Source organism: Roseibium aggregatum IAM 12614 (genome assembly GCF_000168975.1).
Taxonomy (GTDB): domain Bacteria; phylum Pseudomonadota; class Alphaproteobacteria; order Rhizobiales; family Stappiaceae; genus Roseibium; species Roseibium aggregatum.
Map to the genome: position 1 here is coordinate 159,757 of NZ_AAUW01000013.1, position 26,190 is coordinate 185,946.

24 protein-coding genes and 1 pseudogene are annotated in these 26,190 nt (G+C 59.0%); 10 read left to right on the forward strand and 15 right to left on the reverse strand.

Annotation, left to right across the window (positions count from 1 at the left end; genetic code table 11):
• Positions 1–12 precede the first annotated feature (12 nt).
• Both SIAM614_RS32070 and SIAM614_RS18425 read right to left on the reverse strand, forming a co-directional pair.
• Positions 13–243 carry an EF-hand domain-containing protein gene (locus tag SIAM614_RS32070; RefSeq protein ID WP_157139943.1) on the reverse strand — a complete coding sequence of 77 codons (231 nt, stop codon included), beginning with the start codon at positions 241–243 and terminating at the stop codon, positions 13–15.
• 388 nt (positions 244–631) lie between these two features.
• Complete coding sequence (locus tag SIAM614_RS18425) at positions 632–1,303, reverse strand: YggS family pyridoxal phosphate-dependent enzyme (RefSeq protein ID WP_006936891.1); 672 nt, start codon at positions 1,301–1,303, stop codon at positions 632–634.
• Between the two features lie 304 nt (positions 1,304–1,607).
• Here SIAM614_RS18425 and leuS point away from each other — a divergent pair, with 304 nt between their 5' ends.
• From leuS to holA, 3 genes are read left to right on the forward strand one after another with little or no spacing between them, the layout of a single operon-like run.
• On the forward strand, positions 1,608–4,229 hold the full coding sequence (gene leuS, locus SIAM614_RS18430) for a leucine--tRNA ligase (RefSeq protein ID WP_006936892.1): 2,622 nt from the start codon (positions 1,608–1,610) through the stop codon (positions 4,227–4,229).
• Positions 4,216–4,791, forward strand: coding sequence for an LPS assembly lipoprotein LptE (gene lptE / locus SIAM614_RS18435; RefSeq protein WP_040440561.1), 576 nt, complete (start codon positions 4,216–4,218; stop codon positions 4,789–4,791). The genes leuS and lptE overlap by 14 nt, the downstream gene beginning before the upstream one ends.
• A gap of 24 nt (positions 4,792–4,815) precedes the next feature.
• Positions 4,816–5,856 carry a DNA polymerase III subunit delta gene (gene holA / locus SIAM614_RS18440; protein WP_006936894.1) on the forward strand — a complete coding sequence of 347 codons (1,041 nt, stop codon included), beginning with the start codon at positions 4,816–4,818 and terminating at the stop codon, positions 5,854–5,856.
• Positions 5,857–6,020: 164 nt separating this feature from the next.
• Here holA and SIAM614_RS18445 read toward each other — a convergent pair whose 3' ends face one another.
• The 9 genes from SIAM614_RS18445 to hemE all read right to left on the reverse strand — a co-directional run bounded on the left by SIAM614_RS18445 (position 6,021) and on the right by hemE (position 16,588).
• The gene (locus SIAM614_RS18445; protein WP_006936895.1) at positions 6,021–6,926 is read right to left on the reverse strand and encodes a ParB/RepB/Spo0J family partition protein; all 906 of its coding nucleotides are present in this window, start codon (positions 6,924–6,926) and stop codon (positions 6,021–6,023) included.
• Positions 6,927–7,033: 107 nt separating this feature from the next.
• Positions 7,034–7,858 (reverse strand): ParA family protein, encoded by an 825-nt coding sequence (locus SIAM614_RS18450; protein WP_006936896.1) that lies wholly within the window; start codon positions 7,856–7,858, stop codon positions 7,034–7,036.
• 19 nt (positions 7,859–7,877) lie between these two features.
• Complete coding sequence (gene rsmG, locus SIAM614_RS18455; RefSeq protein WP_040440586.1) at positions 7,878–8,519, reverse strand: 16S rRNA (guanine(527)-N(7))-methyltransferase RsmG; 642 nt, start codon at positions 8,517–8,519, stop codon at positions 7,878–7,880.
• 14 nt (positions 8,520–8,533) lie between these two features.
• Positions 8,534–10,420, reverse strand: a complete 1,887-nt coding sequence (gene mnmG, locus SIAM614_RS18460) for a tRNA uridine-5-carboxymethylaminomethyl(34) synthesis enzyme MnmG (protein ID WP_006936898.1) — start codon at positions 10,418–10,420, stop codon at positions 8,534–8,536.
• A gap of 298 nt (positions 10,421–10,718) precedes the next feature.
• Positions 10,719–12,068 (reverse strand): tRNA uridine-5-carboxymethylaminomethyl(34) synthesis GTPase MnmE, encoded by a 1,350-nt coding sequence (gene mnmE, locus SIAM614_RS18465; RefSeq protein WP_006936899.1) that lies wholly within the window; start codon positions 12,066–12,068, stop codon positions 10,719–10,721.
• 784 nt (positions 12,069–12,852) lie between these two features.
• Positions 12,853–13,428 carry a GNAT family N-acetyltransferase gene (locus SIAM614_RS18470; RefSeq protein ID WP_006936900.1) on the reverse strand — a complete coding sequence of 192 codons (576 nt, stop codon included), beginning with the start codon at positions 13,426–13,428 and terminating at the stop codon, positions 12,853–12,855.
• A gap of 132 nt (positions 13,429–13,560) precedes the next feature.
• Positions 13,561–14,826: a transcription termination factor Rho gene (rho, locus tag SIAM614_RS18475; RefSeq protein ID WP_006936901.1), complete on the reverse strand. Its 1,266-nt coding sequence runs from the start codon at positions 14,824–14,826 to the stop codon at positions 13,561–13,563.
• Positions 14,827–15,126: 300 nt separating this feature from the next.
• Positions 15,127–15,555 (reverse strand): protoporphyrinogen oxidase HemJ, encoded by a 429-nt coding sequence (gene hemJ / locus SIAM614_RS18480; RefSeq protein ID WP_006936902.1) that lies wholly within the window; start codon positions 15,553–15,555, stop codon positions 15,127–15,129.
• A gap of 4 nt (positions 15,556–15,559) precedes the next feature.
• Positions 15,560–16,588: a uroporphyrinogen decarboxylase gene (hemE, locus tag SIAM614_RS18485; protein ID WP_006936903.1), complete on the reverse strand. Its 1,029-nt coding sequence runs from the start codon at positions 16,586–16,588 to the stop codon at positions 15,560–15,562.
• 424 nt (positions 16,589–17,012) lie between these two features.
• On the opposite strand from hemE, the gene SIAM614_RS18490 reads away from it, so the two are divergent.
• The 6 genes from SIAM614_RS18490 to dnaQ all read left to right on the forward strand — a co-directional run bounded on the left by SIAM614_RS18490 (position 17,013) and on the right by dnaQ (position 22,062).
• Positions 17,013–17,873 carry a pyruvate, water dikinase regulatory protein gene (locus tag SIAM614_RS18490; protein ID WP_081455294.1) on the forward strand — a complete coding sequence of 287 codons (861 nt, stop codon included), beginning with the start codon at positions 17,013–17,015 and terminating at the stop codon, positions 17,871–17,873.
• A gap of 11 nt (positions 17,874–17,884) precedes the next feature.
• Complete coding sequence (locus SIAM614_RS18495) at positions 17,885–18,484, forward strand: Maf-like protein (protein ID WP_006936905.1); 600 nt, start codon at positions 17,885–17,887, stop codon at positions 18,482–18,484.
• Positions 18,481–19,329, forward strand: coding sequence for a shikimate dehydrogenase (locus tag SIAM614_RS18500; RefSeq protein ID WP_006936906.1), 849 nt, complete (start codon positions 18,481–18,483; stop codon positions 19,327–19,329). Before SIAM614_RS18495 ends, SIAM614_RS18500 begins: the two co-directional genes overlap by 4 nt.
• Entirely contained in the window at positions 19,326–19,913 is a 588-nt protein-coding gene (gene coaE, locus SIAM614_RS18505) for a dephospho-CoA kinase (RefSeq protein WP_006936907.1), read from the forward strand. Before SIAM614_RS18500 ends, coaE begins: the two co-directional genes overlap by 4 nt.
• A gap of 299 nt (positions 19,914–20,212) precedes the next feature.
• Positions 20,213–21,157, forward strand: coding sequence for an IS110 family RNA-guided transposase (locus tag SIAM614_RS18510; protein ID WP_006935220.1), 945 nt, complete (start codon positions 20,213–20,215; stop codon positions 21,155–21,157).
• 191 nt (positions 21,158–21,348) lie between these two features.
• Positions 21,349–22,062, forward strand: coding sequence for a DNA polymerase III subunit epsilon (gene dnaQ, locus SIAM614_RS18515; RefSeq protein WP_006936908.1), 714 nt, complete (start codon positions 21,349–21,351; stop codon positions 22,060–22,062).
• A gap of 44 nt (positions 22,063–22,106) precedes the next feature.
• Here dnaQ and SIAM614_RS18520 read toward each other — a convergent pair whose 3' ends face one another.
• Both SIAM614_RS18520 and SIAM614_RS18525 read right to left on the reverse strand, forming a co-directional pair.
• The gene (locus tag SIAM614_RS18520) at positions 22,107–23,000 is read right to left on the reverse strand and encodes an aminoglycoside phosphotransferase family protein (RefSeq protein WP_006936909.1); all 894 of its coding nucleotides are present in this window, start codon (positions 22,998–23,000) and stop codon (positions 22,107–22,109) included.
• Between the two features lie 21 nt (positions 23,001–23,021).
• Complete coding sequence (locus SIAM614_RS18525) at positions 23,022–24,008, reverse strand: 2-hydroxyacid dehydrogenase (RefSeq protein ID WP_006936910.1); 987 nt, start codon at positions 24,006–24,008, stop codon at positions 23,022–23,024.
• A gap of 288 nt (positions 24,009–24,296) precedes the next feature.
• Between SIAM614_RS18525 and SIAM614_RS18530 the strand changes: the two genes are divergently transcribed.
• Complete coding sequence (locus tag SIAM614_RS18530; RefSeq protein WP_006936911.1) at positions 24,297–24,794, forward strand: SH3 domain-containing protein; 498 nt, start codon at positions 24,297–24,299, stop codon at positions 24,792–24,794.
• 105 nt (positions 24,795–24,899) lie between these two features.
• On the opposite strand, the gene fabI is transcribed toward SIAM614_RS18530, so the two are convergent.
• Both fabI and SIAM614_RS18540 read right to left on the reverse strand, forming a co-directional pair.
• A complete protein-coding gene (fabI, locus tag SIAM614_RS18535; protein ID WP_006936912.1) occupies positions 24,900–25,712 on the reverse strand; it encodes an enoyl-ACP reductase FabI in 813 nt (270 codons plus the stop codon).
• Positions 25,713–25,722: 10 nt separating this feature from the next.
• Positions 25,723–26,190: pseudogene (locus SIAM614_RS18540) on the reverse strand (beta-ketoacyl-ACP synthase I); the annotation flags it as partial.

Sequence of the window (26,190 nt, forward strand, 5' to 3'; positions counted from 1 at the left end):
CCCGAAGCCGGATTACGGCTGGACGGTTGCGAACTCGTCCGGATCCAGGAAGCTGTCCTGGTTCGCATCGGCCGCATTGAATGCATCTTCGGAAAGGGTCGGGACGGCTGCCGCGATTTCCTCGTAGGTGACGTAACCGTCCTGATCGAGGTCCACCGCCTCGAACGACATGCCCTGGGCAAGCGCTGCGGAAGACGCGGTAAAGGCACCGATCAGAAGAGCAGCAGTAAGACGTTTGGACATGATATGACCTCCAATGGTTTGGGTCTTGTCAGGCTTCCCTGTGCCGTTCGGCTGTGGGAACCACCTGTTGTTCCGTCCGTTCGCCAGGCCCCTGCGACCCGCCGAACCGGAACGAGACAGACACTGCGGGCCGATCGCGACCGGCAAAGGGCAGCTCTTTGAAACCTTCGCGGCAATGTTGTGTTTGAGTATTACGATCAGCCACAGGTCGGCCAAACTGCCGTCATTTTTAACTATTTTGGGCAGTTCTGGGGCTTGAACCGGAAAAATCAAATTGAGTATCTGTTTGATTTTATTTGTAAATTCGAAACAAGTTCATTGAATATGACAAGCGCTTCGCGCCAGCGGCGCGAAGCAAACTCCGGCACTGTGCGGCGGCGCCCTCTGATCAGGTATAGTCGCGCGAACCGAAGATGGCCGACCCGACACGCACATGCGTGGCACCGAAGCCGACCGCCACCGGATAGTCGGAAGACATGCCCATGGACAGCTTCTCAAGGCCATTGCGGGCGGCGATCTTTTCCAGAAGCGCAAAGTGTTCGCCCGACGCTTCATTGACCGGCGGAATGCACATCAGTCCGACGATATTGAGCCCGACGTCTTCCCGGCATTCTTTCACGAAGGCGTCGACATCCTTTGGCGCGATTCCTGCCTTTTGCGGCTCTTCTCCGGTATTTACCTGTATGAAACACGGCAGATCCCTGCCCTGCTTTTCCATTTCGGCTTTCAGCGCCCTGGCGATTTTCGGCCGGTCAACCGTGTGCACGACATCAAAGGTCGCGATCGCTTCCTTTGCCTTGTTGGATTGCAGCGGGCCGATCAGATGCAGTTCGATGCCTTCAAAATCCTCCCGCAGACCGGGCCACTTGTGCATGGCTTCCTGCACCCGGTTCTCGCCGAACACCCGTTGACCCGCTTCCAGCACCGGACGGATCTCGTCCGCCTCGAACGTCTTGGAAACCGCGATCAGCGTCACCGACCCCTGCGCCCTGCCGAACTCGGCTTCGGCATTTCGGATATCTGCCTGAACATTTGCCAGTCGGTCTGCTGCGGAGGTCATCGGTTGGTCCTTCAATTTGTCGGGCGCCCTGCCGGTTCGGACGTTCCCTCTCTTATGCCCGCTCGCCCTTCAATCTCAAGACCTCTTTCCGAATGCCCGGACGCGGAGGCCCATTTGAGGACGAAACAACGCCGGAAGCTGCCATCCGACAGCTTTACGAATGCCGCATTGCGAAATAAACAGGCATCTGCAAGATCAATCTCTTCTCACATGTTGACCCCGGACGCGATTTCTGGTGACAGTCCGGCAGTCAATCTTTCAGGAAATCCGCCGGGTCCGGCGGCAAGAACAAACGGCACAATAGATGGCAACGGAACGGTACAATGCGCGCGAAGTCGAAGCGCGCTGGCAAAAGGTCTGGAACGACAAGGACGTCTTCGTCACCCACAACGACGATCCCCGCGACAAATACTATGTCCTTGAAATGTTTCCCTATCCGTCCGGCCGCATCCACATGGGCCACGTGCGCAACTACGCCATGGGCGATGTTGTTGCCCGTTACAAACGCGCCAAGGGCTTCAACGTCCTGCATCCGATGGGCTGGGACGCTTTCGGCATGCCGGCGGAAAACGCGGCCATGCAGAACAAGGTCCATCCCAAGGACTGGACCTATGAGAACATCGCCACCATGCGCGACCAGCTCAAGATCATGGGTCTGTCGCTGGACTGGAGCCGGGAATTCGCGACCTGCGATGTCGCCTATTACACCCAGCAGCAGCGCCTGTTCCTGAAATTCCTGGAAGCCGGTCTCGTCTACCGCAAGAACGCCAAGGTCAACTGGGACCCGGTCGACATGACGGTTCTGGCCAACGAGCAGGTGATCGACGGCCGCGGCTGGCGTTCCGGCGCGCTGGTGGAACAGCGAGAGTTGACCCAGTGGTTCTTCAAGATTTCCGATTACTCGGAAGACCTGCTGGAGGCGATCGACACGCTCGACCGCTGGCCGGACAAGGTACGCCTGATGCAGAAGAACTGGATCGGCCGCTCCGAAGGTCTGCGCGTGCGCTTCGAGTTTACCGAAGCTGCCCCCACCGGCGACAAGACGCTGGAAATCTTCACCACGCGGCCCGACACATTGTTCGGCGCCTCCTTCATGGGCCTGTCGCCGGATCATCCGATCTCGGCCAGGCTGGCGGAAAGCAATCCGGAGCTGAAAGCCTTCATCGAGGAATGCCGCCGCGTCGGTACATCCGAAGAAGCAATTGAAAAAGCAGAGAAAAAAGGCCTCGACACCGGCTTGCGCGTCAAGCACCCGCTGGATGCCTCCATCGAGCTGCCCGTCTATGTCGCCAACTTCATTCTGATGGACTACGGCACCGGCGCGATCTTTGCCTGCCCGGCCCATGACCAGCGCGATCTGGACTTCGCCCGCAAGTACGGCCTGCCCGTCACGCCCGTCGTGCTGCCGAAGGACGCTGATCCGGCAACCTTCGATGTGGCAGACGAAGCCTTCACCGACGACGGCACCATCTTCAACTCCGATTTCCTGAACGGCCTCTCCATTCCGGACGCCAAGGAAGCGGTGGCAAAGAAGCTGGAAGCCATCACCATCGACGGAGCACCGCAGGCCGAACGCCAGGTGAACTACCGCCTGCGCGACTGGGGCATTTCGCGTCAGCGCTACTGGGGCTGCCCGATCCCGGTCATTCATTGCGACGATTGCGGTGTCGTTCCGGAAAAGGACGAGAACCTGCCGGTCCAGCTGCCGGACGACATCAATTTCGACAAGCCGGGCAACCCGCTCGACCGTCACCCGACCTGGCGCAACACCTCCTGCCCGAAATGCGGCAAGGCTGCCCGGCGCGAAACCGACACCATGGACACCTTCGTGGACAGCTCCTGGTATTTCGCCCGCTTCACGGCTCCGGACTGCGACCAGCCGACCGACCCCGAAGCCGCCAACGGCTGGCTGCCGGTCGACCAGTACATCGGCGGCATCGAGCATGCGATCCTTCACCTGCTCTATTCCCGCTTCTTCACGCGGGCGATGCAGAAGGTGGGCGCGCTTGATCTGAAAGAACCGTTCAAGGGCCTGTTTACCCAGGGCATGGTGACCCACGAGACCTATCGCATCGGCGAAGGTGCGAATGGCCGCTGGATCGCCCCGTCCGAGATCCGCATCGAGGATGCCGACGGCAAGCGCCGTGCGGTGCTCGTCGAGACCGGTGAGGACGTTGCCATCGGCTCTATCGAGAAGATGTCGAAGTCGAAAAAGAACACCGTCGACCCGACCGACATCATCGACACCTACGGCGCCGATACCGCCCGCTGGTTCATGCTGTCCGACAGCCCGCCCGAGCGGGACGTGATCTGGACCGAGGACGGCGTGCAGGGCGCCTGGCGTTTTGTTCAGCGCGTCTGGCGCCTGATCGGCGATATTGCCGAGAAGACCGAACCGCGTGGCGGCAAGGCTCCGGAAGTTGACGGCAAGGCGCTTGACCTGCGCCGCGCCAGCCACAAGACCCTGGCGGCCGTTTCCGCAGATCTGGAAGGCCTCGGCTTCAACCGTGCCGTGGCCCGTCTCTATGAGCTGGTCAACACCATCAGCAAGGTCTTCAATGAAGGCGAAGCGGATGCCGGCACCGAATACGCCGTGCGCGAAGCAGCCGACTATCTGGTACAGATGATGGCTCCGATGATGCCGCATCTGGCAGAAGAATGCTGGTCCGCTCTCGGCCACGACAATCTGATTTCGGAAGCAAGCTGGCCGCAGGCCGACGAGGCTCTGCTGTCCGACGACACCGTCACCTATCCGATCCAGATCAACGGAAAGAAACGCGGTGAACTGACGATTGCAAAAGAGGCTTCCAAAGACGAGGTCGAAGCGGCTACCTTGGCCCTCGACGCCGTCAAGAAGGCTCTTGAAGGCAAGGCGCCGAAGAAGATCATCGTGGTACCGCAAAGGATCGTGAATGTCGTTGTTTAACAACCTCTTCCTGAACAGCGGCGCGTTACGGCGCGCCGCCCTTTGCGCCGGGTTTGCGGCAGTCGTGACCCTCGGCGGGTGTCAGGTGCGCCCGCTCTATGGCAGCAGCACCGGCGACTTCGGCTCCGCACCCTCTGCCGTGGCAAGCGAACTGGCAGCCATCGAACTGGAGTCCATCTCCAGTCAGTATGCCAACAACGATGCTGCGCGTGTCCTTTATAACGAACTGACCTTCCGGTTCGAACGCGGCGCCGGGTCGGGCGCCAAGAAGTACCGTCTCAAGGTGCTGATGGACGTCGGCAGCGCAGAAGTGGGCGTGGAGCAGTTCTCCGACGTTCCGTCCGCCTACACGACCACGATGAACTCCACCTTCGTGCTGAGCGATCAGGTGACCGACGAGACGCTGATGAGCGGCCGGGCGTTCAAGTCCGCTTCCTACGACTTCTCCAACCAGCGTTTTGCCAACACCCGTGCCTATCGCGATGCACAGGAACGTGTTGCCAAGGCCGTTGCCGACGATATCGCCGCCCGGATTGCCGGCTATTTTGCCAGCAAGTCGTAACAAAGACCCTGGAGGCAAACGGCCGTGACCGTCCTGAAAGCCGCGGAGATCGACCGTTTCGTTGCCAATCCTCCGGAGGCTGGCGGCGTCGTTCTGATCTTCGGTCCGGATACCGGGCTTGTTTCGGAGCGTGCCGCCCGTTTGGTCAACAAGGCCTCTGAAGGCGAAAGCGATCCGTTCAATCTGGTCAAGCTGGATGCCTCCGATCTTGGTTCGGATCCGAATCGGCTCATCGACGAAGTTCTGACCGTTCCGCTGTTTGGCGGTCGCAGGATCGTGTGGGTGAAGGATGCCTCCTCCCGCAACCTCAATCCGGCGGTGGAGCCGGTTCTGAAGCAGGACGACTGGCAGACGCTGGTGGTTCTCGAGGGCGGTGACATCAAGAAGGGCGTTGGCCTCAGAAAGCTGATCGAGCCGCACAAACGCGCCGTTGCCCTACCCTGTTACGCCGATAATGACCGGGGCATCGATCAATTGATAGACGAGGAAACCCGAGAAGCCGGTCTATCGGTTACCCGGGAAGCCCGGGCAGCATTGCACAGCCTGCTGGGCGGCGACCGCATGGCCAGCCGCGGCGAACTGAAAAAACTCTGCCTCTATGCCCTCAACAAGGGCCGGATCGACAGCGACGACGTCGAGGCCATCATCGGCGATGCATCGGCCTTCGAAATGTCCGAACTGATCGACGCGGCAGCATCCGGCGACCTTGCCTTGCTGGACCACGGGCTGGAACGGCTTGCGGAAGCCGGCTCCAAGGCTTCCGTGATCGCCAACCAGACCCTGAAGCACTTCCAGCATTTGCATCGGATGCGAATCGATATCGAACAAGGCAAAAACGCCCAGGCCGTTGTCGACGGGCAGCGCCCGCCAATCTTCTTCTCCCGGAAGCCAAGATTTACCCAGCAGCTACGAATCTGGTCTCTGACGGACCTGGAACGTGCCATGGACATCCTGAGCGAGGCCACACGCATTTCGCGCCTCAACGATGCCCTCGGCGTCCCCGTCCTCTCCGAAGCCCTCCTCAAGCTCGGCCGCGCCGCCAGGGCCCGCCAGCAGCGGCGGTAGAACGCGCTCATCTGCTCCTCTCCCTGAGCCTCTCTGTATTCTTGCGTTCTCAGACACACTTCCTCAGGATGAGGGGTGCTGGGGTTGCAGACTGGCAAAACCAGAACAAAAAAAGCCGGAGCACAACTCGCTCCGGCTCCTATATTTAAAATAATATCAATACCTTAGCGCGTCTCGACACCCAGCTTCTTGCACAGCTCGTCAAGCTGTTCGAGTGAGGTGTATTTGATCTTGAGATCGCCGGTTTCCTTGCCCGGCTTGTGACCAACGGTCACCTTCAGGCCCAGTGTGTCCGTCAGGCGTTTTTCCAATGCCTTGGTGTCGGCATCCTTCTGCGGCTTGTCGCCCGGTGTTTTCTTGCCCGTGATCTTGGCCAGGGCATCCGGATCCTGCGAGAGCTTTTCCGCATCACGAACCGTCAGACCCTTTTCCACGATCAACTCTGCCAGAGCCGCGGGATCTTCAACCGTGATCAATGCGCGCGCATGACCGGCCGTCAGCAGACCTTCAGCCAGATAGTCCTTCACCGAATTCGGCAGCTTCAGCAGACGCATCGTGTTGGCGACGTGGCTGCGGCTCTTGCCGATCACCTTGGCGAGCTCGCCCTGGCTGTAGCTGAATTCGGCTGTGAGCTGCTCGTAGCCCATCGCCTCTTCGATCGGATTGAGATCCGCGCGCTGCACGTTTTCGATGATGGCAAGCTCAAGCGCTTCCTGATCGGTCACGTCGCGGATGATGATCGGTGCTTCGTGCAGCCCGGCCCGCTGTGCGGCCCGCCAGCGGCGCTCACCGGCGATGATCTCGAAGCGGTTGGCCTTCCCTGCTGCCGGACGCACCAGGATCGGCTGAACGATGCCTTTTGCCTTCAGCGATTCCGAAAGATCCGCCAGGTCCTTCTCGGTGAAGGTCTTGCGCGGGTTGCGCGGGTTGGGCTCCAGATGTTCGATCGGCACCCTGCGGGAGTCGCGAATGATCTTTTCCGGCGGTGCGGCCGCTTCAGGAGCCGAATCCCCGATCAGCGCCGCCAAACCACGGCCCAAACGCTTGTTCTTGACGTCTCTTTCCGCCATACCGCACCTTTTTCTTTTTATATTTCAATAGGATATAGCATGGCGACTGTGCCTCTTCCGCCGTCATGCCTCAAAACTTGCCAGATCGGAGCCGAATCGATCCAGCCTTATGCCGCGACGCGCCGCAATTCACGTTCGCGCTGAATGATCTCGGATGCCAGCCGCAGATAGGCCTGGCTGCCAGCGCATTTCAGATCGTAAAGCAGCGCCGGCTTGCCGTAGGACGGCGCTTCCGAAATGCGAACGTTGCGCGGAATGATCGTTTCGTAAACCGCATCACCCATGGTTTCGCGCACGTCGGCGACCACCTGGCTGGAGAGGTTGTTGCGGCTGTCGTACATGGTCAGAACGATGCCATGAATGCTCAGTTCAGGATTGAGCGCGTTCTTGACCTGCTCGACCGTGCTGAGCAACTGGCTGAGACCTTCAAGCGCGAAGAACTCACACTGCAGCGGCACCAGAATGGAGTGCGATGCAGACAGGGCGTTGATCGTCAGCAGGTTCAGGGACGGCGGACAGTCGACCAGCACATAGGTAAAGCCGATTTCCTGGAACAGACGCGAATGGGTCAGGTTCTCGATGGCACTGCGCAGGCGGAACGCCCGATCGGCCGTGGAGGCGATTTCCAGTTCAAGACCCAGCAAGTCCATTGTGGACGGAGCCACCCAGAGGCGTTGGACAGCGGTCTCGCGCACGGCCTCCGCCAGGGAGCAGTCACCACTCAGAACTTCGTAGGTCGACAGACCCCTGTCACGATGTTCGATACCCAGACCCGTAGAGGCGTTGCCCTGCGGGTCGAGATCAATTACCAGAACCTTTTCGCCAATCGCCGCAAGCGCCGTGCCGAGGTTGATGGCGGTCGTGGTTTTGCCCACCCCACCCTTCTGGTTCGCAAGCGCGAGAACGCGCGGCATTTCGGGAAGCATGCTCATTGCTACAACACCTTCCTGGCTACTCCGGCCGGGCTGAAATATTTGAGAAAAGAAGCATCCGGCTCATTGGATCAACAAGACTGTCTTTTTCTATCATGTCGAACTGCCAACGGGCAGTAGCTTCGTTAACTTCTCGCTGAAAATCCTGACCTTTGTGGAAAACAGCCTTTGCTCCAGCCGCCGTAAACGGCTCGGAGAGCTGAAAAAGCAGGTCAAGGGAAGCCAATGCCCGTGCAGACACCGCGTCCACAGAGCCATATTTCCAATCTTTCGCAACCGATTCGATCCGGCCCGGATGCACCGTGCCCCTGGATCCCGTCTCCCGCAGAGCGGTTCTGAGGAATGCGACCTTGCGCTGATTGCTCTCGATCATGTGCACATGAGCACCTGGTTCATCGGCCAGGAGGATTGCCGTGACAACACCCGGAAATCCCCCGCCGCTGCCAATGTCCACCCATGTGCGCGCCTCTGGATAACTCCATTGGGTTTGCAGGCTATCTGCCACATGGCGCGTCCAGATATCGGGGATTGTTGACGGTGCGATCAGGTTTTGTGCGGGCTGCCACTTCAGAACGAGATCGACATAGATCTGGAGCCTGTCCAACGTTTCACGTGAAACATCCCCATACTTATGCACAACCTGTCCAGAAGTATTCAACATCACCGGACGGCCCATCAGGCAGCGCCTTTCTGGCTCTGGCGCTTCAGATGCGACAGGATCAGGGTCAATGCGGCCGGTGTCATGCCGTCCATTCGGGACGCCTGTCCAAGGGTGGCCGGGCGAATGTCGATCAGTTTCTGACGCACTTCATTGGAAAGACCGGTGATCGCTTCGTAATCGAAACCATCGGGGATCGACAAGGCTTCGTCGCGCTTCAAGGCTTCGATGTCAGCCATCTGACGGTCGAGGTAAACCGCATAAAGCGCGTCCGTCGCCACCTGTTCGGCAATCGCCGGATCGATATCCTTCAGCTCAGGCCAGATTTGGGTCAGGCCTTCAAAGGTGACATTCGGATAAGACAGCAGATCAAAAGCCGACCGGCGAATACCATCCTGGTTCACCGGCAACCCCTTCTTCTGCGCTTCGGACGGTGTCACGGTCAAAGTCGTCAGAAGTTCCCGCGCCGCTGCGATCTTGGCCATCTTGGTTTCGAAGGCTTCGCGCCGCGTGTCCGACACGCAACCGATGGCAAGACCCAGAGGTGTCAGACGCTGATCGGCATTGTCTGCCCGAAGAGACAACCGATACTCAGCGCGGGACGTAAACATCCGATACGGCTCGGTGATGCCTCTGGTGATCAGGTCGTCGATCATCACGCCGATATAACCTTCAGACCGGTCCACCACGAACGGCGCCTTGCCGGCAGCCTTGAGTGCGGCATTGAGGCCAGCAATGAGACCTTGGGCCCCTGCTTCCTCGTACCCGGTCGTGCCATTGATCTGGCCAGCCAGGTAAAGACCCGAACAGCGCTTGGCTTCCAGTGTCGGGCGCAGCTCGCGCGGGTCGACATGGTCATATTCGATTGCGTAGCCGGGCTGCAGAACCACCACATCTTCCAGACCCGGAATGGTCTTCAGAAACGCTATCTGCGCATCTTCCGGCAGAGAGGTGGAGATACCATTCGGATAGACGGTGTGATCGTCCAGTCCTTCCGGTTCCAGGAAAATCTGGTGTCCGTCCCTGTCGCCAAATCGAACGATCTTGTCTTCGATAGACGGGCAATACCGCGGTCCCCGTCCCTTGATCTCACCTGAATACATCGCGGAGCGCGACAGGTTCTCACGAATGATCCGATGGGTCTCGGGCGTCGTGCGAGTGATGTGACACGGGATCTGGGGTGTCTCGATCTTGTCCGTCAGCGTGGAAAACGGGATAGGATCCTCATCGCCAGGCTGCTCTTCGAGCTTGTCCCAATGGATGGTCCGCCCGTCCAGACGCGCAGGCGTACCGGTTTTAAGGCGGCCAAGATCGAAGCCGATCTCTTCGAGAGATTCAGACAACCCCAGCGCCGGAGCTTCACCGGACCGGCCCGCCGGGATTTTCCTGTCGCCGATATGAATGAGCCCGCGAAGAAACGTGCCACTCGTCAGCACGATGGCACGGCAGTTGATCACCCGGCCATCGGCCAGCTCAATTCCGGAGACGGACCGTGTCTCGCCATCGCGCTCAAACCGGATCTTGTGCGCTTCCCCCTCGACAACACTCAGACCTTCAACGGCAGCAATCTCGCGCTGCATCGCTTCACGGTAGAGCTTGCGATCCGCCTGGGCCCGGGGTCCACGCACGGCAGGACCCTTGCGCCGGTTGAGCATACGGAACTGGATCCCACCCTTGTCAGCGACCCGTCCCATCAGCCCGTCGAGCGCATCGATCTCGCGCACGAGATGCCCCTTCCCCAAGCCACCGATGGCCGGGTTACAGGACATCACGCCAATGGTGTCGAAGCGGTGGGTGACAAGCGCGGTTGCCGCTCCGGCGCGTGCCGAAGCCGCCGCAGCTTCGCAGCCCGCGTGACCACCACCAATCACCACCACGTCGAATGTCAGGTCCAGTTCGTTCATAGTCTCTACCGCTCACGAGACCCGACAGCAGAGCTTCAGGTCCGGGTCTTTCCGGTTCGGTTTTCGGGATCAATCTCCGGCCTTGGCCAGACTATCACAGGCCGCACAGACCGGCACTTGTTCGCCGAGACTTATACGTGCGACACGACTGAAGGTCAAAGCGGAATTCCATTGAGGAGGAAGACGGTCGACGCACTCTGGCGAAATCAGTGACAGGATGGCGAAATTGATTCACGTGAAACATGTTCCGGATATGAATCGATCCGCAATCTGCCTGACATGATTCACGTGAAACAGATCACTTGCCGATACAGAAGTCCCGGAAGATCACATCGAGCAGATCCTCGACATCGATCCTGCCAGTGATCCGCCCTAGCGCGTCAGCAGCCTTCCGCAGGTCTTCTGCACGAAGCTCGGCTGGAAGATGATCCATATCCACGGCCGCCCTCAGCCCGGACAGGCAGTCATTGAGATAGTGGCGGTGCCGCTCCCGGGTTGCCAGCGGCGCTTCCCCCAAGGAAATCGTTTCCTCGGCAAAACGTGTCAAACGGAAAAACAGTGGGTTCATACCTTCCACGCTTTTGCTGGAACAAGCAATTTCCTGGGTCGTTCCGGAAGAGTCTTGTTTCGGAAGAGTCTCAAGATCGGCCTTTGTCCGAACCGTCCAGACGGGCACGCTGCTGCGCAGATCACTCGGAAGACCGGCACCGGCATCATCATGTTCCACCCCGCCAGGCTCCACGGCCCACAGGATCAGGTCTGCCCCCCGGCCCCGTTCTTCTGCCCGGCGGATACCTTCCTTCTCAACCACCCCTTCCGTCTGTCGCAGTCCGGCAGTATCGACCAGGGTCACGGGATAACCTGACAAATCGAGATGAACCTCGATGACGTCCCGGGTCGTGCCGGCTTCTTCGGTGACGATGGCAACTTCCCGCCCGGCAATGGCATTCAGCAGACTGGACTTGCCGGCGTTAGGCGCACCCATGAGCACCACCTGGAGGCCTGAACGCAGGCGCTCCCCGCTGCGAGACTTTTCAAGATGCTCCGCGATCTCGGCATGAAGCTGCCTTGCTTCGGACCAGACCTCATCGGCGACACTGCCCGGTACATCCTCCTCATCGGCAAAATCAAAGTCTGCCTCGATCATAGCCCGCATATGGATGAGGCGCTTGCGCCAATCGTCATAGAGCTTGCCGAGAGCACCTCCCATCTGACGGACCGCTTGCTTGCGCTGGCTCTCGGTCTCCGCGGCAATGAGATCCGCCAGACCCTCAACCTCCGTCAGATCCATCCGACCGCGGTCGAATGCGCGGCGGGTGAACTCGCCTGCTTCCGCCGGGCGGCACTGAGGAAACGTGGAGAGCACGGACAGGAGACCGGAGACCACGGCACGTCCACCATGGCACTGAAACTCGGCAACATCCTCTCCGGTAAAGCTTGCAGGCCCTTCGAAATAAAGCACCAGGGCCTCGTCCAGCACATCACCCGTTTCCGGGTGACGCAGCTTGGCCAGCATCGTCTTGCGCGGTTCCGGAACCCTGCCTGCCAACGCCTCGACGATCCCCCTCGTCTTGGGGCCGGACACCCGGAGCACCGCAACGCCCGAAGGGACTGCTCCACTGGAGAGCGCAAAGATCGTGTCTGCCATTGGGTTTTCCGGTCCGTCCTGAAATCGTGGACCGCCTCTTTATCAAGTCTCGCCACCGGGGAAAAGAACCAGTCACGCCGTTCCGCAGCCGAATCGTTGGGATGGCGGTCACGGGTTGCCTGTTTCACGTGAATCAATGGCGAACTGACACAACAAGCTGATCCGGCTTTCCTGAACGAACCCGGCACTCAATGACTGCAGCGACACTCTCCCAACATCCGGATGAGGAAAGAGGTCACGCATTGAAGATACCAGTCCCTCACGATCCTTCTGCGATACAGAGATTACGCTAGCTCATCCAAAGTCCTTATTCAGAGACTTGGTATATGGCACCCATTGGTTGGAAGTTGCCCGAAGAGGAATGGGTTCGGTACCGATTCAAAGATAGGGATTCACGTGAAACACATTGGCACAACGCAGACACCGATTGATTGGCGTTCCGGAATTCAGTTCACAAAGGTCCCTGAGCTACCGAAAGCACTCCTGCTACCCCGCACCACCAAACCTCGTTCTGAGAATAGCCAGGCCCGCACCTCACACGATGAGCAATCTGCTCATGCGTCAGTCCTCCGGCCATCCATCCGCCGCCAGGCCTGACCAATAGATAAGGATGAGAGACGACAAAGAGGAAAGTCGCAGGGGATGACTTCGGTGCAACTACGTTCGTGCTCTCGGATCGGACCCGAATCAACCCAGTGGATTCACGTGAAACAAATTTAAAGTCCGAACTGACTGCAAGACTGTTTCACGTGAATCTGGTGATCACAGAAGACTGAACACCCGCTCACTTCGCGCTGGACATCCAGTCCGTCCTGGTCAGGCGATAAAGCACGTGCTTCGCGATCGGATGATCTGCCGGCAGGCTGGGGTGGAGAAAGTCCCCTTCCAGGTCGCGCGTCATGCCGATGCGCTCCATAACCTTCTGCGAAGGCAGATTATCCGGAATCGTGAAGGCAACGATCTCGTCAAGACCGATGGTTTCAAATCCGAATCGAAGCCACTCCCGAGCAGCCTCGCTTGCATAGCCCTTTCCCCAGGCAGACCGTTTCAGACGCCAGCCGATCTCAACGCATGGATCAAATGGCAGGGGTGCTGCATAGGCCGGTACGTTCAGACCGACGAAGCCCAGAAATTCTCCCGTCGCCTTCACTTCGACCGGTGCCATGCTGAACCCGTCTTTCACTGTCTTTTCCCTGCAACGGGAAACCAGCAGGTCAGACTTCTCTCGCGTCAGCACCTCCGGGAAAAACCTCATGACCTCAGGGTCTGCACAGAGCTCCGCAAACGGTTCCAAGTCGTCCTCCCGCCAGGGTCGCAGCAGAAGGCGGTCTGTTTCCAGCAAAAAAGAAGCATCAGGCATCAGATCGGGTCCGATTCAACAAGTGGCAGGATTCACGTGAAACACGGTGGCGGGGCGTTCAAATATTAACAAAAAGTAAAGGCGCGAACCCATGCGAGCCGCGCCTTTGAATAGAACCCGATCTGTTTGAGATCAAGTGTTCATGCTGTCGAAGAAATCGTCGTTGGACTTGGTCTGCTTGAGCTTGTCGAGCAGGAACTCGATCGCATCGACCGTACCCATTGGGTTGAGGATCCGGCGCAGCACGAAAGTCTTCTTGAGACGTTCGGCCGGAACCAGCAGCTCTTCCTTACGCGTACCGGAGCGTTGGATATCGATGGCCGGGTAAACACGCTTGTCGGAAATCTTGCGGTCCAGGATGATTTCGGAGTTACCCGTACCCTTGAACTCTTCGAAGATGACTTCGTCCATGCGGCTGCCGGTATCGATCAGCGCGGTAGCGATGATGGTCAGCGACCCGCCCTCTTCGATGTTACGGGCAGCACCGAAGAAGCGCTTCGGCCGCTGCAGGGCGTTGGCGTCCACACCACCGGTAAGCACCTTGCCCGAAGACGGCACGACGGTGTTGTACGCACGTCCGAGACGCGTGATGGAGTCTAGCAGGATGACGACATCGCGGCCATGTTCGGTCAGGCGCTTGGCCTTCTCGATCACCATTTCGGCAACCTGGACGTGGCGGGCGGCTGGTTCATCGAACGTGGAGGAAACCACTTCGCCGTCGACAGTCCGCTGCATGTCGGTCACTTCTTCCGGTCGCTCATCGATCAGAAGAACGATCAGATAACATTCCGGGTGATTGGTGGTGATGGACTTTGCGATGTTTTGCAGAAACACCGTTTTACCGGTGCGCGGCGGCGCGGTGATCAGAGCGCGCTGGCCTTTGCCGAGAGGCGCCACCAGGTCGATAACCCGGGAGGAAAGATCCTTGATGGTCGGATCTTCGATCTCCATCCGGAAGCGTTCATCCGGATAAAGCGGCGTCAGGTTGTCGAAGTGAACCTTGTGCCGGGCCTTGTCCGGATCCTCGAAATTGATTGTGTTGACCTTGAGAAGGGCAAAATACCGTTCGCCCTCTTTCGGGCTGCGGATCTGGCCTTCAACGGTGTCCCCTGTCCGCAGCGAAAAGCGGCGGATCTGCGAGGGCGAGACGTAGATATCGTCCGGGCCCGGCAGATAGTTCGCATCGGGAGACCGGAGAAAGCCGAAGCCGTCCTGTAGGACTTCAACGACGCCTTCGCCGATAATCTCCACATCCTGAGCAGCTAGGTTCTTCAGGATTGCGAACATCAGCTCCTGCTTGCGCATGGTGCTGGCGTTTTCGACTTCAAGCTCCTCGGCAGTTTGGAGCAGCTCTGTCGGTGTTTTTAGTTTTAGGTCTTTGAGTTTCATTTCCCGCATCGAGTTGGGGTCTTTTTTTAAGTTGTTATGGATTTAGGTTTGGAAAGGTCATTCTGCGCCGGATGGATGGGTCGGCCAGAAGATATCTGAGAGACTTTTAGACGTGTCCAGATTGTACGGCGACTGCGGAGCGATTGAAAACAAACACTGTGCCGTATGAAGATGGGCGAAAGATACGTTGATTTGCAATAAAGCGCAAGCCCGGAATTCTGCCAGTTTTTTAGGCCGCATCTAGAATTCGGAAGATGAAAAATGACAGCCGCGGGTTCGCGGCCGTCTTCGCTGCCTGTTTTTCGCCGCTTAAAACGGTTTGACGATCACAAAGATGACGATTCCGATCATCAGCACAGTCGGAACTTCGTTGAGTATCCGGTAGTAACGCTGCGACTTTTTGTTCTCATCCCTGGCGAATTTCTTCACACAGCTACTCAGATGGCCATGAACGCCGGACATGAGCAGGACAAAGGTGAACTTCGCGTGGAACCAGCCATCCTGCCAGGCCCGAAGTTCCCAGGCGAGCCACAGACCAAACACCCAGGACGCGATCATGGCCGGGTTTATGATCGCCTTGAGCAACCGCCGTTCCATGATCTTGAAGGTCTCGGACTGCTCCGATCCGACTTCCGTGGCTGCGTGATAAACGAACAGCCGCGGCAGATAGAGCATACCGGCCATCCAGGCGATGATCGAAATGACGTGGAGAGCCTTGATCCAGAGAAAGAGATCCATGTGCTTATCCCTTTCTGACCAACTCGACCATGCGGGCGACGTTGTCCGGATCCGCATCCGGCGTCACGCCATGGCCGAGGTTGAACACCAGCGGCCCCTTGTCGAAGGTGTTCAGGATATGGGCAACGCCCTCTTCCAGCGCCTTGCCGCCGGCCACCAGCCGCATCGGGTCGAGATTGCCCTGGATCGGAACCTTCTTCTGAATGTCGAGTGCCACCTGGTCGGGCGCTGTCCAGTCGAAGCCGACCGCATCGACGCCCGTTCCTTCCACAAAGGCCATCATCCGTGCCGAGGACGCTTTCGGAAAGCCGATGATCTTCGCATCCGGCCGCACGGCGCGGACACCGTCCACGATCCGCCGGGTTGGTTCGATCGACCAGCGTTTGAACCCGGCTTCATCCAGAACGCCGGCCCAGGTGTCGAAAATCTGAACCGCGTCCGCACCTGCCTCGAGCTGGCGGATGAGATAGCGGATCGAAGCGGTGACGAGCTGATCGATGAACCGCTGCATCAGATCGGGATCGCGATAGGCCCCTACACGGGCAGCAACCTGATCCTGGGTGGTGTGACCGGCAACAGAATAGCAGGCAACGGTCCAGGGAGCGCCGCAGAAGCCCAGCAGGGTCGTTGCCTGTGGCAGCTCCGCTCGCAGACGGGAAACCGTCTCTATGACCGGTTTGAGGTGATCCTCGGCCCGCTCCTGTTCCAGACGATCCAGGAGATCGGAAGACAGGGGTTCCAGAACCGGACCACGTCCTTCTTCAAAACGAACCGGATAGCCGATGGCGTCCGGCACGACGAAGATGTCGGAAAACAGAATGCTTGCATCAAAACCATACCGGCGGATCGGCTGGAGAGTGACTTCTGTGGCCAGGTCGGGCGAATAGCAGAACTCCAGGAAGTTGGCCGCCTTTGAGCGTACTTCGCGGTATTCGGGAAGATAGCGCCCGGCCTGACGCATCATCCAGACGGGCGGCGGCCAGAGCTTCTCTCCGGAGAGTACCCGCATCACGGACCTGTCTTGGGATTTCATGAGGTCGCCTTTCCCACATTTCAAATCAATAAAGATTCTTATTTTGAATCTGTTTTTTCTGTTTAAGCGTGGATTACCGGGATCATTTTCTATCCACAATCCATCAGCCCGATTTTCTGAGCGGGATAAAATCCGCAACTTGTTAAGCAGATTTCCTCCCCAGGAGTCGATAACAGGATTACGAATTGAATTACAATCACTTGTCCGCTTGTTTACGTTTCGTTAAGAATTTGGACGGCAGTGGACAATCTGTCGATATGTCACAGCGCCGTTGTGAATCCACATCCATTCACAACCGTTTCGGCATCAGTTTCCGCTCGTTTAAGCATTGTTAATAAATTCGGCTGAGCGGGCATAAACTTCGTGCTAGGCACGAGGTGGCAGACATCTTACCCAAATCATCAACAGCCCTGGGGATGACAACGTGAACAAGTCGAGACACTACTTCCACCTCCATCTCGTGTCCGACTCTACCGGCGAAACGCTGATGACTGTGGCCCGCGCTGCAACGGTTCAGTACGAGAATGTTCAGGAAATCGAGCATGTCTATCCGCTGGTGCGCTCGCAAAAACAGCTCGACCGGGTCATTTCCGAAATCGAGAAAGCGCCCGGTATCGTGCTTTATACCCTGGTCGATGTCGAGATCGCCGGACGGCTGGAACTGAAGTGCCGCGAACTGGGTGTGCCCTTCATCAATATCCTGGATCCGGTCTTTGCAGTCTTCCAATCCTATCTCAATGTCACGCAGACCCGCCGGGTCGGCGGACAGCATGAACTGGATGCGGAATATTTTCGCCGCATGGAAGCCCTTAATTACACGATGCTGCATGACGACGGTCAGGTCTGGGACGATCTGGAATCCGCCGATATCGTGCTGATCGGAATTTCGCGAACGTCCAAGACACCAACCTGCATCTATCTCGCCAACCGGGGCATCAAGGCGGCAAACGTGCCTCTGGTGCCGGGCATTCCCCTGCCGGAGCATGTCAAGAAACTGAAGCAGCCGATGATTGTCGGATTGATCGCCTCCGCCGAACGTATCCAGCAGATCCGGCGCAACCGGGTGCTGTCGCTGAATTCGGAAGGCTATAACGACACTTATGTCGACCGGAAGGAAATCTCTCAGGAGATCAACATGACCCGCAGGCTCTGCACCGAAAATGAGTGGCCACTGATCGATGTCACGCGCCGCTCCGTGGAGGAGACGGCTGCGGAAATCCTGACCCTTTTCAAGGACTATAAATCAGGGCAGGAAGGTGCACCGGAAACCGGACGCGCCCGATAAAAAGCAAAGGGATGGAAATGGCACTTGTCTTGGCAAGCGGAAGCAGGATCCGCGCTGACCTTCTGAAAAATGCAGGGCTCAACTTCGAAATTGACCCGGCCGACGTTGACGAGCGCGCGGTGGAAGCGCCGCTCCTGGAATCCGGGTTTCCCCCGGAAGATCTGGCAAGTGTGCTTGCGGAAGCCAAGGCGAACGATGTCAGTGGCCGCCGTTCGGGCGATCTTGTCATCGGCGCGGACCAGATCCTGGCGTTCGAAGGCGAACGACGCACCAAACCGGACGATATGGAGGCTGCCCGCCGGCAATTGCTTGCTTTTTCCGGCAAGACCCACGAATTGCATTCCGCTGTCGTGCTGTCGCAAAACGGAAACGCAATCTGGCGTCACGTCTCCACGGCCCGCCTGACCATGCGCGACCTCAGCCCCGCCTTCATTGGCCATTACCTTGCGGCGGCCGGTCAGGAAGTGCTCTCCAGCGTTGGCGCCTATCAGCTCGAAAACCTCGGCGTGCAGCTTTTTGAGAAGATTGACGGCGACTATTTCACCATTCTGGGCCTGCCGCTTCTGCCGCTTCTGGAAGAACTGCGCCACCTGAAGGTGATCGAAACATGAGCGGGTCTGTGAAAAAGGCCGCCATCACCGGTCATCCTGTCACGCATTCCCGCTCTCCCCTGGTCCATGGCTACTGGCTGAAGAAACACGGCATCGAAGGTGAATATGGCCGTATCGATGTTCCGCCGGAAACCGCCGAGGACTTCTACCGGAATTTCGCCGCTTCCGGTCTTTCGGGCGCCAATGTCACCGTTCCCAACAAGGAGGTCGCGGCGGCTGCCTGTGGCTGGCTGGACGATGCCGCGAAATCCATGGGCGCTGCCAACACGATCTGGCTGGACGAAAACGGCCGCCTGTGCGGGGCCAACACGGATGGGCTCGGCTTTCTGGGCAATCTCGATCAACTCGCGCCCGGCTGGGACGTTTCACGTGAATCTGCCGTGGTCCTGGGCGCAGGCGGGGCTGCGCGTGCCGTCGTGTGGGCATTGCTTTCCCGAAAATTCACAACAGTGCATATCGTCAACCGGACATTCGAAAAAGCAAAAGCCATTGCCGATAAGTTTGGCTCCGGAACGATTGCTCATGAATGGGATAAGCTGGGGACAGTGCTTGAACAAGCTGAACTGCTGGTCAACACCACCTCGCTCGGCATGACCGGAAAAGCGCCGCTGGAAATCGATCTGGCACCGTTGCCGAAAAGCGCTCTGGTCACCGACGCGGTCTATGCACCGCTTGAAACCGATCTCTTGCGCAGGGCAAGGGAACGAGGCAACCAGACTGTGGACGGCCTCGGCATGTTGCTGCACCAGGCGGTTCCGGCTTTCGAGCGCTGGTTCGGTGTTCACCCGGAAGTGGATGACACGCTTCGCAGTCTCATTCTCGAAGATCTTGGAGTAACCGCGTGATCCGCATCGGCCTCACCGGGTCCATTGGTATGGGGAAATCCACGACGGCGAAAATGTTTGCTGCCGAAGGTATTCCCGTTCACGACGCCGACGCCACGGTCCACGCGCTCTATTCGGGCCGCGCCGCCCCGCTGATCGAGGCTTCCTTTCCCGGCACGGTGACGGACGGCAAGGTCGATCGCACGCGGCTTTCCCCGCATGTGCTCGGTAAGCCCGAAGCCATGAAAAAACTCGAAGCCATCGTTCACCCCCTGGTGCGTGAGGAGGAGCAGCTCTTTCTGCAACGCGCCCGGGCGGACCACCGGCGTATCGTCATGCTGGATATCCCGCTGCTGTTCGAAACCGGCGGCGAGGCCCGTGTCGATGCCGTTGTCGTTGTCACGGCGGATGCCGACATCCAGCGGGACCGCGTCCTCGCCCGGCCTGGCATGACCGAAGACCGGTTCGAGGCGATCCTCGCCAAGCAGATGCCAGACGCCGAAAAACGCCGCCGTGCGCATTTTCTCGTCGACACGGGCAAGGGCATGGAACCGGCAAAACGCCAGGTCCGGGCGATCCTGAACGCTTTGGCCGCCGCAGGGTGACGTCTCTCTGATTCCCTTTTGCACCGAAGGTTTTTTCAACTTCCCCCTCATCCTGAGGAGGGCCTAAAGGGCCCGTCTCGAAGGATGGGCGGCATACTCTCGAGCGAGTGGCCCATCCTTATCTGTTGAGATTTGATTAGATTGGTCTTGGGAGGGCCGGTTGCTGCCCTCCCAAGTGGGCCGGAGACCGTACCATCCTGGGTACTCGGCAAGTCCGTTCGAAGCCAGGTTCCCGGTCCACTTTCCAACTTATCCCGAATGGTTGCTCGCGCAAGAGTGCGTAGATAAGGCAGGGACAGATGGACGAGACCAAGCACTTTGTCGGAATTGACGTGTCGAAGGCAGCGCTGGATGTGCATGTTCTGCCAGTCGGCAAAAGCCAGCGGTTTCCCAATGATGGTGACGGCCATGCGGCTCTTGAGGGATGGTTGTCATCCCATCCAGTCGAGCGCGTGGTCCTTGAGGCGACGGGTGGCTATGAACGCAAGGCGGTGCAGGCGCTGCAGCAGCAGGGATACCATGTTTGTGTGGTCAATCCGGCCCGCCCCCGGGACTTTGCCAAGGCCGGTAGTCGGTTGGCCAAGACCGACCGGCTGGATGCAGCCGTTCTGGCCCACTATGCGCAGGTGTTTGATCCGCCGTCGGCTCCTCGTCCGGGCGACGTCGAGGCGAAGCTTGCGCGCTATGCCTCTGCTCGGGACAGCTTTGTTGCCGAGAAGACCCGGCTGCGCAATCAGCTCGGCCTCAATGACGATGCTGATCTGGAGCGCATGCACCGGGATATACTGGAGACGATAGAGGCCAAGCTTGCGGAATTGGACCGCATGATCCAGAGCTGCATTCGCGAAAAGGCCGAGGTGAGCCAGCGCTATGACCAGCTCAGGGCCGTTCCGGGCATCGGGCCGGTCGCCGCCGTCAGCCTCCTGGCGTTCCTGCCCGAACTGGGGCAGGTCTCGCGGCGGGCCATTGCTGCCCTGGTTGGCGTCGCGCCCTTCGCCAGAGACAGTGGCATGATGCGGGGGCAACGCAGGATCGCCGGCGGCAGGGCCAAGGTGCGCAGGATGCTGTTCATGGCAAGCCTGTCAGCGGCACGCCACAACCCCATCATCAAAACCTTCTACGAACGCCTCATCAAAGGTGGAACAGGCAAGAAACAGGCAATCATCGCCTGCTCCAGGAAACTCCTGACCATCCTCAACGCAATGGTCAGGGACAATAGGGAATGGCAGCCGATGAGCACCTAAAAACATGGTTGCTTCGAGACGCCCGGCATTGCCGGGCTCCTCAGGATGAGGTAATGCGCGGGAATTGGCGCTTGCTCAGAAAAGAAAAACCCAGAACCCCAAAACCCCAGAACACCGGGGAAAACCGCGCGCAAGCCTTGCCACTCACCCTGCAAGCTGCACAGTAAATCCGTAAGACCAAAGGCGGAAAAATGCGCGAGATCTCGTTCGATACGGAAACAACAGGGCTGAACCCGCGCGGGGGCGACCGGCTGGTGGAAATCGGCGGTGTGGAGCTGATCAACCATGTCGCAACGGGCAAGTCCTATCACGTCTACATCAACCCGCAGCGAGACATGCCGGAAGAGGCTTTCCGGGTTCATGGCCTGTCGGTGGAGTTCCTGTCCGACAAGCCTTTGTTCGAACATGTCGCGGATGAGTTTCTGGAATTCGTCGGCGATGCCACTCTGGTGATCCATAACGCGGCCTTCGACATGGGCTTCATCAACATGGAGCTGGAACGGGCCGGACGGCGCACGATCCCGAACAGCCAGGTGCTCGACACTCTGGATCTTGCCCGTCGCAAACACCCGTCCGGACCGAATTCGCTCGATGCGTTGTGCTCGCGCTATGGCATCGACAACTCCAAGCGTATCAAGCACGGCGCGCTTCTGGATGCGGAAATTCTTGCCGAAGTCTATCTGGAACTGATCGGTGGCCGCCAGACGGCCCTTGGCCTGATAACGGACGAAGAAGAGAGCTCTTCGGCAAGCGCCAGTTTCGAGCCCGGCGAACTTGGCACTTTCAATGCCCGCAAGCGCCCGACTCCGCTGCAGCGCCTGCTGCAGGAAAGCGAGCTGGAAGCCCACAAAGCCTTCATCGAAGGCATGGGCGACAGCGCAATCTGGTCAAAATACAACGGCTGAGGCTTGCTGTCCGGTAGAGAAGTCTCTTACCTGAATTTGAAGGCTTAATCCTCCGCCAGCAACCAGCGCACCGTGTCAAAGTGCCGTTCGGAATAGCTGCTGCTGAACGCCCAGGCCATGGTTTGGCCGATGGTCCAAAGCCTTGCCCGCTCCCGGTCAAGCTCAAGTTCTTCCGACAATCGGTCGAGGCGGTAAAGCGCATCCGCTTTTGAGTGGCCGAATTCAAAGCTTCTGACGACCGGACTGAGCGCAAAGGCGGGATCGCCGACGAGTGGCTTGGGATCGATGGCAAGCCAGGTGCCATTTTCAGCGGACAGAATATTGTGGCCATGCAGATCCTGGTGCAGCAGAATCTCTTTCGTCCCCTCGCAGTCGCCTAGGTCTTGCAAGGCCGTGAGCGCAGCATCGACGAGATACCTGTCGCAGGGTTGCCGCGCGGCAACCCAGTCGTGGTCCAGTGCATTCCGCCAGCGCGCGGCTTCGTCTGTCAGGCGGGTAAACGGGTCACCGGCAGGGATCGTCAGGAGGCGCAGAAGGCCTGCCAGAACACCCAGACGGTCTGTTTCGGTATCGTCGGCCAGAAACTGTCCCGGTCTGCAGCGTTCCAGCAGCAGCGCGCCGAGGTCCGGCGCGTGGTTCAGCAGCCGGACAGCGCCTCTTCCATTCCAGCGGCGGAGCGCCTCGGCTTCATGGCAACATTCTGGATCAGGATATTGCAGCTTGAGGACAACATCTTCATTGCCGTGTTTCGCCGGAACAACCAGAGACACATTGCCGCCGGAAAACGGATGACCGATCTCCGTAAGCCCGAATTGTTTGCACGCGGTTTCAAACAATGCCGGCAGCTTGTCGAGCCAGGACCGGCCGGCTTCGCTCCCCTTCAGCCAATCGAGGCTGGCTGGCACCGGAACGGCGCCACCAATGAGACGATCAGCCAAGCCCTCAGATCCGAAAACGGGTCAAAGCATCGACGGCAGCACACGATCCGGCGGGCGGTGTCCGTCCATGAAGGTCTTGATATTTATGATGACCTTCTCGCCCATCTCGATACGGCCTTCGATCGTGGCCGAGCCCATGTGCGGCAGCAGCAGAACGTTTTCCAGCTTGGCCAGCTTCGGATTGACCGCAGGTTCGTGCTCGAACACGTCCAGACCGGCACCGGCCAGCTCGCCGCTTTCCAGCATGCGGATCAGGGCGTTTTCGTCGATCACTTCACCGCGGGCGGTGTTGACCACGTAAGCGTCCTTTTTCAGAAGCTTCAGACGGCGGGCGGACAGAAGGTGGAACGTTCCCGGGGTGTGCGGGCAGTGAATGGAGACCACATCCATGCGCGCCAGCATCTGGTCGAGGCTGTCCCAATAGGTCGCCTCAAGCTCTTCCTCGACGCTTTCGGCAAGGCGGCGGCGGTTGTGATAGTGGATCGACATGCCGAAGGCCTTGGCCCGGCGCGCGACGGCCTGACCGATGCGGCCCATGCCGATGATACCCAGGCGTTTGCCCCAGATCCGGTGGCCAAGCATCCAGGTCGGCGACCAGCCGGCCCAGTCGCCGGCTTCCAGCGCCTTGATGCCTGTGGCAAGTCGACGCGGCACCGCCAGGATCAGCGCCATGGTCATGTCGGCGGTGTCTTCGGTCAGCACGCCCGGCGTGTTGGTGACGTTGATTCCCCGATTGTTGGCACTGACGACGTCGATGTTGTCGACACCATTGCCGAAGTTGGCGATCAGCTTCAGGTTCTCACCTGCCTGCGAGAGGACAGATGAGTCGATCCGGTCGGTAACGGTCGGCACCAGAACGTCGGCGGTTCGCACCGCTTCCACCAGTTCCGCCTGGCTGAAAGGCCTGTCATTATCATTGAGACGCGTCTCGAAAAGCTCGCGCATCCGCGTTTCGACCACGTCCGGAAGCTTCCGGGTCACCACAACGACAGGCTTCTTTTTCGCCATACCAATTGCCTTTCGCGCTTCGTTGAGGACTTGTTAACCTCAACGGTACCACTTTGACGCTGCGCGATGCGCGAGCGGATGAGACCACCCCTTTTCCTTACCAGATGGTCCGGCAGAAACAAGGGATGGCTTTCAATCGGCGCGGATCGCCAACCGGCCAAAACGACCAAGCTGGTTTTCGCGCAAATTTTTCGGTAGAGATTTGCCTCAAATCAAAGATCAATGACAATTGGACAACCGGACAATATGGCTCGCTCGTTCCAGGCTACCCGGATTCTACTCAGTGTAATGACCTTGCTGTGCGGTCTGCTCGCAACTTCGGCCACGCCGCAGGCCCAGGGCACCACCACCGGCGCAAGCGGACTTCCCGTTCCGAGATTTGTCAGTCTGAAATCCGACCGGGTCAATGTGCGCATCGGGCCCTCGCGCGAGCATGATATCGCCTGGACCTTCGTGCAATCCGGTCTTCCGGTGGAAATCGTCGGTGAATTCGAGAACTGGCGCCGCATCCGCGACTGGGAAGGCAAGCAGGGCTGGGTGTTCCGCTCGCTGCTGTCCAGCCGCCGCACGGCCCTCGTCACCCCGTGGGAAAAAAGCGACCGCACACCCTTGCGTGCCCGCTCCCGCTCCGACGCCGACATCGTTGCCGAACTGGACCCCTTTGTGCTGACCACCATTTCCGAATGTGCCGGTGGCTGGTGCCGGGTCAACGGGGAAAACTACGACGGCTGGCTCGACCAGACCCGCCTCTTCGGCGTTTATCCGGATGAGCTTATCGGGGATTGATATCCCGACCGCCTCCCTCATCCTGAGGAAAACGGAACGCAAACTCTGAAACAAAAAAAGGCGGCCACCGGCCGCCTTCTTCATGTCTGGCTTTAGAAACCGACCTCAGTCGGCCTTCACTTCCTGAACCTTGAGTTCTTCCAGGCGAGGCATCGACATGATGTTGTAGCCGCTGTCGACAAAATGCACTTCACCGGTCACGCCGCCGGACAGGTCCGACAGGAGATAGAGACCGGTGCCGCCGATTTCGTCCAGCGAGACGGTCCGGCAGAGCGGAGAATTGCGCTTCTGGAAGTTGAACATCAGGCGGGCGTCGGAAACGCCGGATCCTGCAAGCGTCCGGACCGGACCGGCGGAGATCGCGTTCACGCGGATGTTCTGCTCGCCATAATCCACAGCCAGATAACGCACGGAAGATTCCAGCGCAGCCTTGGCAACGCCCATGACGTTGTAGTTCGGCATCACCTTTGTGGAGCCGCCATAGGTCAGCGTCACCATGGAGCCGCCGTTGGTCATCAGCGCGGCCGCCCGCTTGGCAATCTCGGTAAAGGAGAAGCAGGAGATCAGCATAGTGCGGGAGAAATTCTCCCGCGTGGTGTCGGCATATTTGCCGCGCAGCTCCGACTTGTCGGAAAAGGCGATGGCATGCACCAGAAAGTCGATGCTGCCCCACTCTTCCTTCAACGTGTCGAACACGCTGTCGACCGACGCAATGTCTTCCACGTCGCACGGCACCAGGATCTTGGAACCGACGGAATCCGCCAGCGGCTTGGTCCGGCGGCCAAAGGCCTCGCCCTGATAGGTGAAGGCAAGCTCGGCACCGTGATCGGCGAGCGTCTTGGCAATGCCCCAGGCAATGGAATGGTCGTTCGCAACGCCCATGATCAGGCCGCGTTTGCCCTTCATCAGATCAGACATTCGAAACTCCTCAGCCGTGGTAGCGCGACAGCGCGAGCGACGCGTTGGTGCCGCCGAAGCCGAAGCTGTTGGACAGCACCGTGTCGAGGCCGGCATTGTCCACCCGTTCGGTCACGATCTCACCCGGCTTCAGGGCCGGATCCAGTTCGGTGATGTTGGCAGACGCGGTCATGAAATCGTTCTGCAGCATCAGCAGGCAGTAGATGGCTTCCTGAACGCCGGTCGCGCCCAGGCTGTGGCCGGTGAGCGACTTGGTCGAAGATGCCGGCGGCTGGTTCTCGCCGAAGACGCGGCGGATCGCTTCGATTTCGCCGATATCGCCAACGGGTGTCGAGGTGCCGTGGGTGTTGATGTAGTCGACCTTGCGGTCGCCCAGGGTCGAAATGGCAAGCCGCATGCAGCGCTCGCCGCCTTCACCGGAAGGCGCCACCATGTCGTAGCCGTCGGAATTGGCTGCGTAGCCGGTGACTTCGGCATA